This window comes from Conexibacter sp. CPCC 206217, from assembly GCF_030646165.1.
Classification (GTDB): Bacteria; Actinomycetota; Thermoleophilia; order Solirubrobacterales; family Solirubrobacteraceae; genus Conexibacter.
The window spans coordinates 65,092-81,518 of record NZ_JAUTDO010000010.1 but is presented as its reverse complement, the minus strand read 5'-3'; the positions used below and the strand labels follow the sequence as shown (position 1 = coordinate 81,518).

Genomic DNA, 16,427 nt, shown 5'->3' with positions numbered 1-16,427 from the left:
GCCACAATGAGGGAAAGCATGAGTGGCGATGGGAGAGCTGTCATGGAGGAGGTCGAAGCTGTGAGCGCATTGCCGGAAGAGGTCGCGGCCGATGAGCCGCGCCATCAGCTGACCGAGATCTCCGCGCGCAACGTGCTGGTCGCCGTCGACGGCACCCCCGAGGCGTGGGACGCTGTCGGGCTCGGCGTCCAGATCGTGCGCGCGACGAGGGGCCGACTCACGCTGCTGACCGTCGTCGTGCCGGCGCCCGCGTGGACGCAGGTCGGACTGTTCGCCCCGCCGGCCGACGGCAGCGCCGAGCGCGCCGCGGAGGAGCGCCTGCGCGAGCTGACCGACGCGATCCCGCCCGACCTGCCGGTGACGACGCAGCTGCTGCACGGCGACGCCGCCCATCTGATCGCCCAGCGCGCCGAGGAGGGCAACCACGACCTCGTGGTGCTGGCCGCGCATGAGCACGGGCCGATCGGCGCCGCGATCGAGTCAGTCCAGCGCCGCCTGCTGAAGTGCACCCACGTGCCGGTCCTGGCGATCCACAGGCCGACGCGCGCGGACAAGCGCGACGGCGACTGCGAACCACCGCCCGCGCAGGACTGAGCGCAAACGGTTCACCACGCCGCTGTTCGGGCGCGCTGCGATCGAACGCGCCGGACGCGAGCTGCCGCTGCCCTGGAACCGGTCGGTCTCAGCCGCCGATCACCCGCGCGCAGATCCGCTCGATCAGCTGCGGGAAGGTGAGGCCGGCGTGTTCGGCTGCGAGCGGGGTCGGGCCGGTCTCGGTCAAGCCGGGGATCGTGTTGATCTCCAGGACATAGGGGTCCTCGCCCTCCAGGCGGATGTCGACGCGGGCGAAGTCGCGGCAGCCGGCGGCACTGTAGGCGTCGGCGGCGACCTGGCGGACGCGGGCCTCCAGCGCGTCGGCGAGACCCGCGAGGCGGACCTCGGACTGGCCGATCTCGTAATGCGCCTGGAACGAGTAGAACTCGTCCGCCATCACGATCTCCACGACCGGGAGCGGCTCGGGGGCGTCGGCGGGGCCGAGCACGGTGACGGCCAGCTCGCGACCCGGGACGAAGCGCTCCAGCAGCACGCGGTCGTCGTAGCTCATCGCGCCGAGCACGGCGGCGCCGAGCTGGGCGCGCTCCTGCACGACCGAGAGGCCGAACGACGAGCCCTGGCGTGCCGGCTTGACGACCATGCGACCGTCGTACTGCTCCCACACCGCGTCGAGCGTCTTGCCCGCGCCGTAGTCGGCGAACGCCTGCTTCGTGAACGAGTGCCACGACGGCGTCGGCACGCCGCGCAGCTCGCAGAGGCTCTTGAACGTGTGCTTGTCGAGGCAGATCGCGGAGGCGAGCGCGTCGGAGCCGGTGTACGGCACCTGCAGGATCTCCAGCAGGTCCTGGACCGTGCCGTCCTCGCCCCCCACCCCGTGCAGCGCGACGAAGACGAAGTCGGGCTCGGCCCGCTGCACGACGTCGACGAAGTCCGCGCCGACGTCGACCAGCTCGACCGCGTGGCCGAGCTGTCGCAGCGCCTTCGCGGCCTGGTGGCCGGAGCGGGCGCTGACCTCGCGCTCCAGCGAGCGGCCGCCGTAGGCGACCAGCGCGCGGCTCATGCCGCGCTCGCGTGACGGTCGATCAGCGCGGAGGCGAAGTTGCGTGTCGTCGAACGCTCCTCGCGCGCCTCCGCGAGGCCGATCGCGAGCAACTCGTCGAGCAGGTCCGGGAACGACAGGCCCTTCGGCTCGAACAGGTAGAAGGCGAACGAGCCGGGGACCGTGTTCGGCTCGTTGACGCAGATGCGAGCGGGGCGGGCGGGATCGTCCTCATCGAGCACGAAGAAGTCGTAGCGCGCGACGCCTGCGACGCGCAGCGCGCGGTGGGCCTTCGCGGCCTCGGCGCGGACGCGCTCGCGCAGCTCCGGGTCGACGTCGGCGGGGATCACGCGGTCCAGCGACGCCATGCCGGCGCCGGCGCTGCCGGCGCTCGTCGCGCCGCCCTTGCCGCCGGTCGCGCCGCCGCCAGCGCCCTTGGCACCGCCGCCCTTCGCGCCGCCACCGCCCTTGCCGCCGGCCGACAGGTACTTGTCCTCGAACGTGAGGCCGTCGGCGCTGCCGAGCGGGCGCTCGACCTCGGAGACGCGCAGCTCGCCGCCGGGGCGGCCGAGGACCGCGCAGTTCAGCTCGGTCGCGCCGGTCGCGAACGGCTCGACGATCGCCTGGCGGTCCAGCTCGAAGGCCAGTTCCAGCGCCTCCTCGACCTGCTCGGCGCGGTCGCAGCGCGCGACGCCGATCGAGGAGCCGAGCGTCGCCGGCTTGACGACGACCGGCAGCGGGATCTCGCCCTCGACCGAGCTGAGCACCGCGCCGCGATCCTGCTCCCACTCGCCGCGCTCGATGCGGCGGTGCGGCAGCACGTCGAGGCCCGCCTCCTTCAGCACCGTCTTGGCGAGATGCTTGTCCATCCCGACCGCGAACGCCGCCACGCCGCTGCCCGCGTGCGGGATCCCCGCCAGCGCCAGCGCGCCCAGCAGCGCGCCGTCCTCGCCGCCGGTGCCGTGGATCGCGTTCAGCACGACCGAGATCGGCAGCGCTCTGTCGCCGCGCAGACGCGAGGTCGACGGCTCGAAGAAGGGTCCGTCAGCGGCTCCGAGACGCAGCTCCAGCGGCCGCGCGCCGCGCGGCGGCGACTGCGTGAACGCGGACACGTCGCGCAGCTCCTCGCCCGTCCACCAGCGGCCGTCCTTGCCGACGTAGAGCGGGATCACGGCGTGGCGCTCGGAGAGCACGGCCATCGCCTGCTGGGCGGTGATGATCGAGACGTCGTGCTCGACGGAGGGTCCGCCGAAGACGACGCCGACGGTCTGTCCGGAGGGGAGAGGCATGGGGCGGGAGGGTACCGCTTGAGACCGACCGCACCGCCTTCGGCCGGTTCTTCGGTGCGCCGCATACGAACCACTGCAGCTGCACAAGGCTGCGATCATTCCGGGTCGTGCCCGCGACCTCCCCGACCACGACCGTCACCGTCGACGGCCTGCGCCTGCGCGTCCTGCACACCAGACCCGCGGGGATCGCCGATCCTCCGGTCGTGCTCGTGCTGCACGGCTGGGGCGCCTCGATCGACGCGGTCGGCTCGATCCTCGCCGGGCTCAGCGACCAGCTCGAGCTGGTCGCGCTCGACCTGCCGGGCTTCGGCGAGTCCGACATGGTCCCCGCCGCGTGGGGCAACGCCGACTACGCGCAGCTCGTGATCAGACTCGCCGACCAGCTCGGGATCGAGCGCTTCGCGCTCGTCGGCCACTCGCGCGGGGCGGCGATCTCGATCGTGCTCGCGTCCGATCCCGCCACCCGCGACCGCGTCGAGCGGATGGTCCTGACCGGCGCCGTCGGGATCAAGCCCAGACGCCCGCTCTCGTACTACGCGAAGGTCGGGATGGCGAAGGTCGGCCGCGTGGTCGGAGCGATCGGCGGCCCGCCCGGCAAGCGCCTGCAGCAGAAGATCCGCGCGCGCGCCGGCTCGGCCGACTGGCTCGCCGCGCCCGAGGCGCTGCGCGGGACGCTGCGCACCGTGCTGGCCGAGGACATCAGACCCCGTCTCCCCCTCGTCGACGCCCCGACGCTGCTGATCTGGGGGCCCGACGACGACGCCACCCCGCTGTGGATGGGCGAGCAGATGGAGCGCGAGATCCCGGGCGCGGGCCTCGTCGTGCTCAGATCCGGCGGCCACTTCGCCTACGCCGAGCAGGCCGCCCACTTCAACGTGGTCGCGGCGCACTTCCTCACCCAGGCAGGTTCATGACGCTTCTCACCTCCGTCCTCGTCGCGATCGGCGCGCTGATCGCGGTCGGCGGCGCGTCGCACCTGCTGCTGCACGTCTTCCAGCAGGAGCACTACGAGGCGCGCCGGCTGTATCTGTGGATCGGCCAGGCCTACGCGGTGCGGCTCGCGTTGCCCGAGGCCGGGCTCGTGCTCGTCGCGGGCGGCGCCGCCGCGCTCGCCGGCGCCGCCGCCGAAGCGATCGGCGTCGTGATCGCGGTCGCGCTGGTGGCGATGACCGCCCGCGCCGCGCGCGTCATCTGGTCGCGCGAGCAGATCAAGCCGCTCGTCTTCACGCCGCGCGCCAGACGGCTGTTCGGGCTGCAGCTGGCGGTCTGCGCGCTGGTCCTCGCGATCGTCGTCGCGATCGGCGGCGGCCAGCAGTGGGCGCCCGCCGTGACCGGCGCGGCCGGCGCGCTGCTGCTGCTGCTGGCGCCGTGGCTGCTCGGCGGCGTCGTGAACAACATGCTGAGACCGGTCCAGCAGGCCGACAACCGCCGCTTCGTGCGCAGAGCGCAGCAGCGCCTGCGCGACGTCAGACCGCTCGTCGTCGGCATCACCGGCTCCTACGGCAAGACGACGACGAAGGCGTGCGTGACGGCGGTGCTCGACCTGCTCGGGCCGTCGTATCCGACGCCGGCGTCGTTCAACAGCACGCTCGGCGTCGTGCGCGCGATCAACGAGGGTCTGCAGCCGCAGCACCAGTCGTTCGTCGTCGAGATGGGCGCCTATCGCACCGGCGACGTGGCCGAGCTGTGCGAGCTGGTACATCCGCGCGTCGGGGTGCTGACCGCGATCGGCCCCGCGCACCTGGAGCGCTTCGGGTCGCTCGACGTGACCGAGCAGGCGAAGGGCGAGCTGGCCGACTCGCTGCCGGCCGACGGCGGCCTGTTCGTCACGCGCGCCGACGACGAGCGCACGTTGCGCGTCGCGCGCACCCGCAGCGCCGCGCGCACGCTCCTGTTCGCCCCCGCCCCCCACCCCGAGGCCGACGTGTGGGCCGAGGACGTGCGGCTGCAGGACGGCAGAACGATCTTCACGGTGGTGGTGAGAGCGGGCGCGGCGGACGGCGAGCGCGGCGCGGCTGGTGCGAGCGGCAGTGCCGGCGAGCAGCGCGCCGAGGTCCGCGCCCGCCTGCTCGGCGAGCACAACGTCGCGAACCTGCTGGCGGCGGCCGCGGTCGGCGTCGGGCGCGGGCTGGCGCTGACCGACGTCGCACGCGCGCTCGGCCGCGTCACGCCGCCCGACCACCGTCTCGCTCCGATCGTCAACAGAGCGGCCGGCGTCGTCGTGATCGACGACTCCTACAACGCCAACCCGGAGGGCGCCGCCGCCGCGCTCGGCGTGCTGCGCGACCACCCCGCCACGCGCCGCGTGCTCGTGACGCCCGGGATGGTCGAGCTGGGCGAGCGCGAGCGGGAGGAGAACCGCCGCCTCGGCGAGCTGGCCGCGGGCGTCGCCGACGTCGCGCTGCTGATCGGCCCGCGCGGCGAGGACGTCGCCGAGGGGATGCGCGCCGCCGGTGCCCGCGCGGAGCAGATCCTCCACTTCCCCGACGGCCCCGCCGCCCACGCGAAGCTCGCCGAGCTGACGCGCAGCGGGGACGTCGTGCTGTTCGAGAACGACCTGCCGGACGTCTACGCGTAGCGGCCGGCGGCGCGCGCCGGGCACGGCCGGCGCGCCGCTCGGAGCGGGGTGGCGGCATGACGGGCCGCCGGCCGCTCTTGCTACGGTCGTAGCTCGTGCTCGTGCTCGCAGACGTCTCCCCGGAGCGTCTGAGCTCGGTGTGCGGAGACGATCCGGGCCGCATCTGCCGGACGCTCCTCGACGCCACCGACAATCGGACGCTCGCCGAGCTCGGCGACTGGCTCGTGGGACCGCCGTTGCGGATCCTGCTGATACTGCTCGTCGCCGTGGTCGCCAACCGGATCGCCCGCCGGGCGGTCAAACGCACCCTCCGCGGGATGGCCTCCGGCGTGATGCGCGAGCGGCTCGGCGCCGTGCGCAAGCGGACGCCGAACGCGTTCCTGGAGACGCAGGAGACGAACCTGCGCGGGGAGCAGCGCTCCAATGCGCTGTCGGGCGTGCTGCGCTCGATCGTCTCGTTCGTGATCTTCGCGATCGCCGGCTTCATGGTGCTCGACGAGCTGGGCGTCAACCTCGCGCCGCTGCTGGCCGGCGCCGGCGTCGTCGGCCTCGCGATCGGCTTCGGCTCGCAGGCGCTCGTGAAGGACTTCCTGTCTGGCATGTTCATCCTGATCGAGGACCAGTTCGGCGTCGGCGACATCGTCGACCTCGACGGCACCAGCGGCACCGTCGAGGCGATCTCGCTGCGCACGACGCAGCTGCGCTCGGTCGACGGGACCGTCTGGCACGTCCCCAACGGGGAGATCCGCCGCGTCGGCAACATGTCCAAGCACTGGTCCCGCGCGCTGCTGGACATAGAGGTCGCCTACGGCACCGACATCGAGCAGGCGCGCGCGGTCATCAAACGCGTCGCCGACCGACTCTGGCGCAGCAGCGGCGACGTGCTGGAGGAGCCCGAGGTGCAGGGGGTCGAGGCGCTCGGCGCCAGCGGCGTCACGATCCGCCTGCTCGTCAAGACGACTCCGTCGCAGCAGTGGGAGGTCAGCCGCAGGCTGCGCGAGCAGATCAAGGGCGCCTTCGACGACGCCGGCATCGAGATCCCCTTCCCGCAGCAGACGGTCTGGCACCGGACGGCGGACGAGGTCGGGGCCGGCAACGGCGACGGCTGAGCGTCAGCCGGGCGACTCGACCTTCTGCAGCCGCTCGGTGTCCATGTCGACCGGGCCGGTCGCGAGGCGGCTGACGAAGTAGAGGACGACGCCGAGCAGCATCAGACCGCCGGCGAAGGGGAACGAGGAGCCGGGCTGCTGCGTCAGCAGGACCGCGCAGACGATCGCGCCGACGACCGGGATCAGGCTCGGGGCTCTGAAGTGGTCGTGCTCGACGGGGTCTCTGCGCAGCACCAGCACGGAGACGTTGACGAGGATGAAGACGCACAGCAGCAGCGTCACCGTCGTGTCGGCGAGCTTCTCGAGCGTCCCGATCGCGATCAACAGCATGCACAGCGAGGTCGTGAAGACGATCGCGGCCAGCGGCGTGTGGCGGCTGCTGTGGACGCCGCCGAAGAATCTCGGCACGATCCCCTCGCGGCTCATGCCGTAGACCAGGCGCGAGGCCATGATCATGTTGATCAGCGCGCCGTTGGCGACGGCGAACAGGGCGATCGCGGCGAACACCTTCGTGCTGATCGCCAACGGGCCGACCTGCGCGACCTCCAGCAGCGGGCCGCTGGAGCCGGCGAGCGTGTTGGTCGGGACCGCCATCGAGGCGAGCACCGTCACCGTCAGGTAGATGACGCCGGCCGCGATCAGGCCGCCGAACAGCGCGCGCGGGTAGTCGCGCTGCGGGTGCTCGGTCTCCTCCGCGACGTTGACGGAGTCCTCGAAGCCGATCAGCGCGTAGAACGCGAGCGCGGCGCCGGCGAGGATCGAGATCGGCACCGAGTCGCCGCTCTTGAAGTCGAGCGCGCGGCCGGGATCGCCGTCACCGTTGAAGACGGCGCCCGCGGCGATCAGCGCGATCAGCACGAGCCCGCCCAATTCAATGCACGTCAGGACGATGTTCAACTTGACCGACTCGGAGATCCCGCGGAAGTTGATCAGCGCGACGACGACGATGAAGATCAACGCCGCCATCACGGTCGGGATCGAGACGAACTGCTTCAGGTAGTCACCGCCGAACGCGGTCGACAGCGTCGCCGCCGAGGTGATCCCCGAGCACATCACCGCGAACGCGACCAGGAACGTCAAGAACGGCGCGCGGAACGCCTTGTTGACGTACAGCGCCGCGCCGGCCGCCTTCGGATACTTGGTGACCAGCTCGGCGTACGCGAACGCGGTCATGAACGCGAGCCCGAGCGCGACCGCGAACGAGGTCCATATCGCCCCGCCGACGCGGCCGCCGACCTCGCCGACGAGCGCATAGATGCCGGCGCCGAGCACGTCGCCGACGACGAAGAACAGCAGCATGTTGCGCCCGATCGCCTTCTTCAGGCCGCCCTCCGAGCGCTGTTGCGCGTCCGCCTCCATGCCCGCGGTGCCGCCCGCGTGCAACGGCCGGCCGCCTGCCGGATGCAGGGTTCCTCTGAACGCTCCCATGTCGAACGTCGTACCCGGCAACTCGCGTACGCATCCGCACAATCGCCCCGTCAGCGGTCCAGAGTCCAGTGCGGTCGATTGGGACAGATGGAGGGTTTGGCGGCGGCGCTACGGGTTCCAGACGCGCAGGCGGAGCACGTGCGTGCCGCCGTCTCGCATCCGCGCGCGCAGCTCGATCCTGCCGGTCGGGAACGTCCCATCCCAGACGGCCGCGAAGACGCGATCGTGCGCGGACGGCGTCAGCGTGCGCACGTCGCGCGGGCTGACGACCGTCACCGACACGACGTCGCGGTGCGCTCGCCCGACGACCGTGGTGCGGCCCGGCAGTGTCCGCAGCGCGACGCGGTCACGCGCCGTGCGCTCCGCGTCCGTCTCCCGGAACGCGCCACCGCCCCAGGCAACCAGCGGATTCCTCGGCGTCAGTCTGCTCGCGTCGTCGTGGTTGGGACAGGTGGCGCCGAAGGAGGGTAGCGTGACGGTGTCCAGCGTTCTGTCGAGCGTTCCCGGCCGCTCGCCGACCAGCGGCGCGAAGTCGATCAGGCAGCCGCTGCCCGGTCCGTCTGCGCGGTCGATGCCCCACGGCAGTCCGCCGCCGGGGTCCGCGACGCGATACTCCGCGCGTACGGCGTGTTCCTGCGCGAGGCTGCCGATGCGCAGCGACGGCAGCCCGTGCGAGCGCGTCGGGACCCCCCACTCGACCGTCTGCAGCGGGCGCGGCTCTCCGCCGCCGACCTCGGTGATGCGCGTGACGCGTTCGGACGGGCTCATGAGGGTGCCGGCGAACTTCAGCATCGTGCACAGCTGGGGCGCGCCGGCCGCCCCCGGCTTGACCGAGCGGAAGACGTTCGCACCGTCGATCCAGCCGAAGCGGCCCTCGAAGACGCGGCCGAGCTGAAAGCAGTCGTTGCGTGGCCGCACGAGCAGGCGGCCGTCGCGCTCGCGCCATGTCGAGCGCGAGCCGTAGGTGCGGATCGCCCAGTCCGGCCCGCCGTCGGGATCGGGCTTGCGGACCGCGGTCCGCGGGCGGCTGACGATCCGCTCACCCTGGCGGGTGCGCGTATCCGGCCGCTGCGTAGCGACGGTCGGCGTCGCTGACAGCGCACGCACGGGCGGGGCGCTGCGAGCCAGCGGATCGCCGTCCGCAGCGGCCGAGTCGGCGGTGACGCCGCGCAGCGCCAGCGCGAGCGCGACCGCGAGCACGACGCCGAACAGGGATCCTCCGATCAGCAGGCCGCGCAGCCTCATCTCACCCATCTCCCCTCGATCAGACCGGTGTCGCCGCGGTGCTCCTCGACCGTGCCGTCGCGCAGCCGCACACGGACCCGCAGGCTGTCCGGGTCGACGTCCGCTGGGAAGACCGCGAGGAAGACGTGGCGTCTTCCCAGCGCGGGCGTGCGGCGCTGGCTGCCAGGGCCGATCACGTCGATCCGCGCGACGTCGGCGCCGAAGCCGCCCCAGACGGCCGTCCGCGCCGGCATGTCGCCCCAGTTGCCGGTGCCGTGACGCCACGCGAGCCGGCCGCCGGTGCCGGGCACGATTCGTCGCGCCGCGAAATAGACGTTGCCGTCGACCGGAACGCCGCGCCTCGTGTGGCCGCAAGCTGCGGGGCTGACGGGCGGCGTGCTGGGCAGGAAGGTCGCCCGCATGCTCACGCGCGCGGGCCGGAAGTCGACGCAACGGTCTCGGTCAGACGAATACTGCGCCGCCGAGACGCCCACGCGCCAGGCGCGCGCGCCCTCCGGATCGGGCTCGACGTTCTTCGCGACACCGAAGTCGTGCGGCTCGACGCGGCCGTCGGCGAAGCGCAGCTCGACGCGCAGCGCGCTGTCCTCCGGGTAGCCCGCGAGCGCGTGCACGAACGTGCCTCCGGCGCCGATCGGGACGGCGATCCGGCGCCCGCGCGCGATGATCGTCACCGTGCGCAGCTCGTCGCCGCCGACGCCGTTGACGAGCGTGCGCACGTCATCGAGCCGCCGCGCGGCGAAGACGCGGGCGCCCAGCAGCGAGGCATGCGGGCCGGAGACCTGCGCGCCGCAGCTGTCGGCAACGCGCGGACCGTAGGCGCGGAAGCGGCCGTCGCTGCCGATCAGTCCGAAGCGGCCGCCGACGAGCTGGCCGACGGTGGTGCACAGCAGGCCGGTCGAGCTGCGCGCCAGCCGCAGCGTCCATACCGGCCTTCCCGGCACCGGGTCGGCCGCGCGCAGTTCGCTGACGCGCGCGGTCCCAGCCGCGGGCAGCTGATCGCGCGGCACGTCATGTGCCGCCGGGCCGGGGATCACGCTCGCGCGCAGGACGGCGAAGGTCGCGCCCGCGGTGGCGGCTCCGGCGAGCACGAACAGGAGCGCGGCGAGCACGGCGCGACGCAGCCCGAGCCGCTCGCCGAGCGACGACGCGACGACGGCGCGGCGGGAACGCAACCCGAGCCGCTCGCGCAGCCGCACGACGCTCGCCGCGCGGCGGGCGTCGCGACGGCGGCGGGCGGCGTCCGCGAGATCGCGTTCGAGGCCGTCGAGGAAGTCCAGCTCGCTCATGGTCCCTCGCTCCCCATCCGCGCGCGCAGGGCGGACAGTCCGCGGCTGACGCGCTGGCGCACGACCGCCTGCGAGACCTCCAGTTGGGCGGCGATCTCCGCGTAGGAACGCTCCTCCACGATCCGCGCGAGCAACGCCTCGCGCTGCTCCGGCGGCAGGTCGGCGACGAGCGCAGACGGGTCGGGCGCGCTGCGCGCGTCGATCAGCTCCTCGATCCGCTCGAGGTCGCGGTCGGTCAGCTCGCGCGGCGGGATCCCCAGGCGGCGGCGGGCGCGGTCCTCCACCTGGCCGCGGCGGAAGCTGTCGATCAGCACCCCGGAGCCGATCATGAACAGCCAGCCGCGCGCGGGCCCGCGCGCGGCGTCGAACTGCGCGTGGCGCTCCAGCGCTCGCGCGAACGTCTCGGCGCAGACGTCGGCCGCCAGCTCGGCACGGCCGGTGCGCGCGTGCAGGTAGCCGAGCAGCGCGCCGACGTGGCGGCGGTAGAAGGTCGCGAACGCCTCCGGCTCGTCCGCGCACGCGACGAGCAGCTCCGCGTCGCTGCGCCCCTCGTCTCGCCCCGGTCGACCCACACTCCCTATACGAGCAGGTCGAGCGGGTTGTGACGCGCGAGCGCTACGTCGCAGGGACGAGCGCGAGCACCCGGGCGGGGCTGCCGGTACCGCCGACCAGCTTCAGCGGGGCGACGATCAGCAGCGCGCCGGTGGCCGGCAGCTCGCTGAGGTTGGCGAGCTGGGCGAGGCCGTAGACGCCCGCCCCGAGCAGGATGTTGTGCGCCGGGAACGGCGGGTCGAAGGTCGCCCCGTTGCCGGCGTCGGTGCCGACCGTCTCGACGCCGAAGCCGGCGATCGCGCGCTCGGTTGCGAGCCAGCGGACCGCCGCCACGTCGGGACCGGGCGTGACCGGCCCGTCGGGGCCGGCGTTGAGGAACGCCTCGGCGTCGTCGGCACGCGCGCCCCAGCCGCTGCGGAACAGCAGCCAGGCGCCGTCCGGGATACGGCCGTGCTCGCGCTCGTGGGCGTGCAGATCCTCGGCGGTCAGCAGGTAGCCGGGGTCGCGCTCGACCTCCGCCGTCTTGTCGACCACGACGGCCGGGCCGAACAGCCTGCGCGGCGGGATCGACGCCACGTCCTCGCCGTCCCTGCCGCTGATCCAGTGGATCGGCGCATCGATGTGCGTGCCGGTGTGCTCGCCGACCTCCAGCACCGACCATGCCCACAACGGGCCTCTGTCGTCGTATCTGCTCAGCTCGCGGCGGCTCAGCCGGGGCGTGTTCGCGAACTGCTCCGGCAGCTGGATCACCGGCGTGCGCTCGCTCAGCGACTGGGTCAGGTCGACGACCTGGACGCTCGCGTCGCCGAGTGCGTCCATCAGGACGGTGACGGGTGTCTCGGACATCGGCTCTCTCCTCGGGTGTACGGGGTCAACCACCGCGGAAGGCGTCCTCGAGCCATGCGGCGCAGATGCTGGGATCGACCTTCGCGTCGACGACGAGCGGACCGCCCGCACCGGCGGCGACCCACGTCTCGACGGCCTGCAGGTCGTCTGTCGAACGGACCGTGACGGCCTCGGCGCCGGCCGCGCGGCCGAGCGCGGCGAGGTCGGCGTCGGGGAACCGCGCGCCGGTCACGTCATGGCCGGCGGGCGCGAAGTGGTGGACCTCGGCGCCGTACGCGGCGTCGTCGTAGATCAGCACGAGCAGCTCGAGGCCGAGACGCACCGCGGTCTCCAACTCCGGCAACGCCATGAACGCGCCGCCGTCGCCGAGCGCGGCGACCGTGATCCGCTCCGGCTCCGCGACCGCCGCACCGATCGCGTTGCCGAGCCCGAGCCCGACCGCCTGGAACCCGTTCGGGAAGACCCACGCGCGCGCATCCCGCACCGGCAGGTACATCGCCGGCCAGCCGAGGAAGTGGCCGGAGTCGACGGCGACGAGCCGGTCGGCGGGGAGGATCCGGTCGAGCGCGATGGTGAGGGCGCGGGGATCCACCGTCGTGCGCTCGGTCCCGGGCGGGAGGGAGGCGCGAAGGTCTGCTGCGGCAGAGCGGTGGTGATCCTTCGGTCCTCCGTCGGCGCGGGGTGCGGCGGCGGCTTCCAGCGGCTCGTCGGACCAGCGGCGGGTGACGATCTCGGCGGCCAGGTCCGGCGACCGCCAGCCCGGCGCATCGCCAGGCGGGAGGGCGTTCAGGATCGCCTCGGCCGTTGCGGCGGCGTCGCCGACGATCGTCGCGGCACGCGGGCCGTGCGCGCCGAGGACCGTCGGGTCGACGTCGATCTGGATCACCTGGGCGTCCCCGAACAGCGTGCCGTGGCGCGTCGTCCACTGGTTCAGCGTCGCGCCGAACGCCAGCACGAGGTCGGCCTGCGGCAGCAGCTCCAATGCGAGCGGGGTCGCGAAGCCGCCGGCGATCCCGAGCGCGAACGCGGCGCCGTCGAAGAGGCCGTTGGCGGGCGCGGAGGTCGCCAGCAGCGCACCGCAGCGGGCGGCGAGCGCCTCCAGCGCCGCGCGCGCATCGGCCAGCACCGCCCCACGCCCCGCGACGATCACCGGCCGTCGCGCCGCCGCGAGCTGCCCGGCCGCCTGCGCCACCGCCGAAGCGGCCGGCGCTGGCACGACGACCGGTTTGGTGTCGTCTGACGACACCAGACCTGCGCTCTGCGCCGGCGCCTGCGACGCCTGCACGTCGAGCGGGAGCATCAGGACGAGCGGGCGGCGCTCCAGCTCGGCGCGGCGCCAGGCGCGCAGCGCGTCCTCGACGGCGCTCGCGGGGGAGTGGATCCGCTCGGCGGCGGCGCCGACCGATTCGACGAGGCCGTGCTGGTCGATGCGGAAGTTCGAGTGGATCGCGGCGGCGGGGGTGTCGGCGGCGAGCACGAGCAGCGGCGTGTGGCTCTTGACCGCCTCCGCGATCCCCGTGATCGCGTTCGTCAGCCCCGGTCCCTGGTGGACGCTCGCGACGCCGACGCCACCGCTGACGCGCGCCCAGCCGTCCGCCATGCAGACCGCGCCGGCCTCGTGGCGCGCCGCGACGAACCGCGCCCCGCCGGCGACGAGCGCATTCGTGACGACGAGGTTGCCGCTGCCGAGCACGCCGAAGACGACCTCGGCACCGGCCGCCGCAAGCGCTCGGCCGACCGCGTCGGCGACGCTCTCCCCCTGCCTGCTCGCTCCGCTCACGCGCGCATCGTACGCGAGCGCGCGTGCCGGCTGGTCAGCCCTCGCGCCACGGCCGCCGCGACGCGCACGCGGGGCCGCGTCAGCTCAGAAGACCTCCACCAGCCCGCGCACGACCTCCTGCAGGTTGCGGGCGCGGTCGGCGAGGTCGCGCTGGCGGGCGGCGCCGGTCGCGTCGGCGAGGCGGGCGACGTCGTCCAGCTCGTCACGGCAGCCGAGCTCGTCGGCGTGCGGGCGGGCGGCGTCGAGCAGCTGGTCGAGCTGCTCGCGCGCGGGCACCAGCGCAGCGGCGACCGGGTCCACGAAGGAGGCCTCGATCCCGTCGCGCAGCGCCAGGAAGCGGTTCTCGGCCAGCACCTCCGGCGCGCCCACCAGCTCCAGCGCGGCATAGCCCTCCTCCAGCTCCAGCCGCGCGACCGACTGCACGAGCGCGACGAGCGCGGCCGTGTCGGCGACCTCCGTCTGCGCGTCCATGATGCGGATCTCCAGCGTGCCGAGATGCGGCTGCAGGCGCAGGTCCCACCACAGGAACGTCGGCTCCGGGATCGCGCCCGCGCTGATCAGCCGGTCGAGCGCGCCGACCCAGTCGAGGTAGCTGTCGAACGCGCGCGGGATCCCGGTCCGCGGGAACGACTGGAAGACGACCGTGCGAGCGGAGCAGATGCCGGCGTCGCGCCCCTGCCAGAACGGCGAGTTGCCCGACAGCGCCAGCAGCAGCGGCAGGTGGGCGCGCATCTGGTTCAGCAGCCGCGTCGCGCTCGCCGCCTCCGCGACGCCGACGTGCACGTGCAGCGCGAAGGTCGGCTCGCGCCGTGCCAGCTCGCGCATCGTGCGGTGGATCAGCTGATGGCGACCGGCGGGCGAGACCTCGGTCTCCTTCCACGTCGCGGTCGGGTGCGTGCCGGCCGCGGCGGCGGCCATGCCGAGCGGCGCGAGGCCGTCGGTCAGCTGGCCGCGCAGGTCGATCAGCTGCGACGCCGCGGCGGCGACGGTGTGATGCGGCTCGGTCGCCAGCTCGATCGCGGCCTGATGCGTCTCCGCGCTGATGAAGCCGCCGAGCGACTGCGGCAGCCCGTCGAGCGCGTCCTCGATCCGCTGCGCCAGCGACCAGCGCCACGGGTCGAGCAGCATCACCTCCTCCTCGACCCCGAGCGTGTAGCTCGCGGAGGGGTTCCATTCGGCCCAGTCCGGGAGTGCGCCGACGTCCTCTATCTGAGCACCCATGTGTCCTTCGCGCCCCCTTGCTGCGACGAGTTGACGACGAGCGCGCCGGCCTCCCAGGCGACGCGCGTCAGCCCGCCGGGGACCACCGTCTCCCCGCTGCGGGTGGCGAAGACGAACGGCCGCAGGTCGATGTGACGCGGCGCGAGGCGGCCGTCGACGACGGTCGGATGGTGCGACAGCGCGACGGTCTCCTGCGCGATCCAGCGCTCCGGCGCGGCGCGCACCTCCGCGACGATCCGGCGCACGTCGGCGGCGTCCGCGTGCGCGCAGACGACGACGCCGCGCCCGCCCTCGCCGCTGCGCGGCTTGACGACGTAGGAGCGCGGGTCGGCGAGCACGCGCGCGGCGACGTCGGGCTCGGACAGGTCGAGCGTCGGCACCGACCCCAGCAGCGGCTCCTCGCGCAGGTAGAAGCGGATCATCGCCTCGACGTAGGCGTGCGCGAGCTTGTCGTCGGCGACGCCGGTGCCGAACGCGTTGACGACGGCGACGCGGCCGGTCAGCCACGGCTCCAGCAGCAGTTGCGCGACTGCCGTCGGCCGACCGTCGTCGCCGCGCAGCCGCTCCTCGTCGGAACGGCGGTAGATCACGTCGACGCGGCGGGTGCTGCCGTCGGCGAGCGTCGCGACGACGTCGGGGCCGTGGCGACGCAGGTCGCCGAGCGTGACGGCGGGGATCCCCAGCCAGCGCGCGGCGGTCGTGTGCTCGTACCAGGTCGACCCGGAGCTGCCCTCGCTGAGCAGCACGATGCAGGGGTCGCTGGAGCTGCCGCGGCGAGCGCTCCCGGCGGGCGCTGAGCCGGACGCGATCGATCGGGCCGCCGCCGAGCGAGCCGCCGCGGAGCCGGAGCCGGAGCGACCGCGCCGCTGCGGGGCGGCATCGCGCAGCGTCGCCGCCAGCGCCGGCGGGACGCCGTCGGCGAGGTCGTGGCGGGCAGCGCCGGCGATCGGCAGCGACTCGGCGACGACCTCCTGCGCGGCGACCGCGTAGGTGAAGCCGGACGGCATCCGCAGGTTGTCCTCCAGCACCAGCAGCGTGCCGCAGGTGTCGCGCACGACGTCGAGGCCGGCGACGCCGATCGGGACGGCGCCGTCGGGCAGCCGGCCGCGCAGGTCCGGCTCGTAGCCGTCGGCCTGCTCGATCACCTGCTGCGGCATCACGCCGGCGGCGACGATGCGGCGGTCGCCGTAGGCGTCGCGCACGAACGCGTTGAGCGCGCGCACGCGCTGCGACAGGCCGGCCGACAGGGTCGCCCACTCGCTTGCGGCGAGGATCCGCGGCACCGGGTCGACGCCGAACGGCTGCGTGCCGAAGGTCGCGCCGATCTCCGCCATCCGCTCCCACACGCGCATGCGCAGCGCGGACAGGTCGACCTCGCCGAGCGCGCCCAGCAGCTGCTCGTACGGCGCGCGCGGGGCGCCCGGCGCGGCGTACGCCTCGTCGTAGCCGTCCATCGCGCCGTGCGGCTCGTCGTCGATCGCATCCACCACAGCCATCGC

Annotated in this window: 14 protein-coding genes; 4 read left to right on the top strand and 10 right to left on the bottom strand. The window is 73.8% G+C overall.

What is annotated here, in order from left to right:
- Nucleotides 1-60: 60 nt before the first annotated feature.
- Complete coding sequence (locus tag Q7L65_RS23175; protein WP_304724926.1) at nt 61-594, top strand: universal stress protein; 534 nt, start codon at nt 61-63, stop codon at nt 592-594.
- An 88-nt stretch (nt 595-682) separates the two neighbouring features.
- Here Q7L65_RS23175 and Q7L65_RS23170 read toward each other — a convergent pair whose 3' ends face one another.
- Nucleotides 683-1,615, bottom strand: coding sequence for a D-alanine--D-alanine ligase (locus Q7L65_RS23170; RefSeq protein WP_304724925.1), 933 nt, complete (start codon nt 1,613-1,615; stop codon nt 683-685).
- Complete coding sequence (locus Q7L65_RS23165; protein ID WP_304724922.1) at nt 1,612-2,883, bottom strand: hypothetical protein; 1,272 nt, start codon at nt 2,881-2,883, stop codon at nt 1,612-1,614. The genes Q7L65_RS23170 and Q7L65_RS23165 overlap by 4 nt, the downstream gene beginning before the upstream one ends.
- Nucleotides 2,884-2,990: 107 nt before the next feature.
- Here Q7L65_RS23165 and Q7L65_RS23160 point away from each other — a divergent pair, with 107 nt between their 5' ends.
- The 3 genes from Q7L65_RS23160 to Q7L65_RS23150 all read left to right on the top strand — a co-directional run bounded on the left by Q7L65_RS23160 (nt 2,991) and on the right by Q7L65_RS23150 (nt 6,570).
- Nucleotides 2,991-3,797, top strand: coding sequence for an alpha/beta fold hydrolase (locus tag Q7L65_RS23160; RefSeq protein ID WP_304724920.1), 807 nt, complete (start codon nt 2,991-2,993; stop codon nt 3,795-3,797).
- Entirely contained in the window at nt 3,794-5,461 is a 1,668-nt protein-coding gene (locus Q7L65_RS23155) for a UDP-N-acetylmuramoyl-tripeptide--D-alanyl-D-alanine ligase (RefSeq protein WP_304724918.1), read from the top strand. The genes Q7L65_RS23160 and Q7L65_RS23155 overlap by 4 nt, the downstream gene beginning before the upstream one ends.
- A gap of 95 nt (nt 5,462-5,556) precedes the next feature.
- Complete coding sequence (locus Q7L65_RS23150; RefSeq protein ID WP_304724916.1) at nt 5,557-6,570, top strand: mechanosensitive ion channel family protein; 1,014 nt, start codon at nt 5,557-5,559, stop codon at nt 6,568-6,570.
- A 3-nt stretch (nt 6,571-6,573) separates the two neighbouring features.
- Here Q7L65_RS23150 and Q7L65_RS23145 read toward each other — a convergent pair whose 3' ends face one another.
- From Q7L65_RS23145 to Q7L65_RS23110, 8 genes are all read right to left on the bottom strand, one after another.
- Nucleotides 6,574-7,929, bottom strand: coding sequence for an APC family permease (locus tag Q7L65_RS23145; RefSeq protein ID WP_370552627.1), 1,356 nt, complete (start codon nt 7,927-7,929; stop codon nt 6,574-6,576).
- 177 nt (nt 7,930-8,106) lie between these two features.
- A complete protein-coding gene (locus Q7L65_RS23140; RefSeq protein WP_304724912.1) occupies nt 8,107-9,252 on the bottom strand; it encodes a hypothetical protein in 1,146 nt (381 codons plus the stop codon).
- Nucleotides 9,240-10,529, bottom strand: coding sequence for a hypothetical protein (locus tag Q7L65_RS23135; protein ID WP_304724910.1), 1,290 nt, complete (start codon nt 10,527-10,529; stop codon nt 9,240-9,242). Before Q7L65_RS23135 ends, Q7L65_RS23140 begins: the two co-directional genes overlap by 13 nt.
- Complete coding sequence (locus Q7L65_RS23130) at nt 10,526-11,101, bottom strand: RNA polymerase sigma factor (protein ID WP_304724909.1); 576 nt, start codon at nt 11,099-11,101, stop codon at nt 10,526-10,528. Before Q7L65_RS23130 ends, Q7L65_RS23135 begins: the two co-directional genes overlap by 4 nt.
- 43 nt (nt 11,102-11,144) lie before the next feature.
- A complete protein-coding gene (locus tag Q7L65_RS23125; RefSeq protein ID WP_304724908.1) occupies nt 11,145-11,927 on the bottom strand; it encodes a cyclase family protein in 783 nt (260 codons plus the stop codon).
- Between the two features lie 25 nt (nt 11,928-11,952).
- Nucleotides 11,953-13,707, bottom strand: a complete 1,755-nt coding sequence (locus Q7L65_RS23120) for a thiamine pyrophosphate-binding protein (protein WP_304724907.1) — start codon at nt 13,705-13,707, stop codon at nt 11,953-11,955.
- An 84-nt stretch (nt 13,708-13,791) separates the two neighbouring features.
- Nucleotides 13,792-14,928 (bottom strand): YbdK family carboxylate-amine ligase, encoded by a 1,137-nt coding sequence (locus Q7L65_RS23115; RefSeq protein WP_304724906.1) that lies wholly within the window; start codon nt 14,926-14,928, stop codon nt 13,792-13,794.
- Entirely contained in the window at nt 14,913-16,424 is a 1,512-nt protein-coding gene (locus Q7L65_RS23110) for a circularly permuted type 2 ATP-grasp protein (RefSeq protein ID WP_304724905.1), read from the bottom strand. The genes Q7L65_RS23115 and Q7L65_RS23110 overlap by 16 nt, the downstream gene beginning before the upstream one ends.
- Nucleotides 16,425-16,427 lie beyond the last annotated feature (3 nt).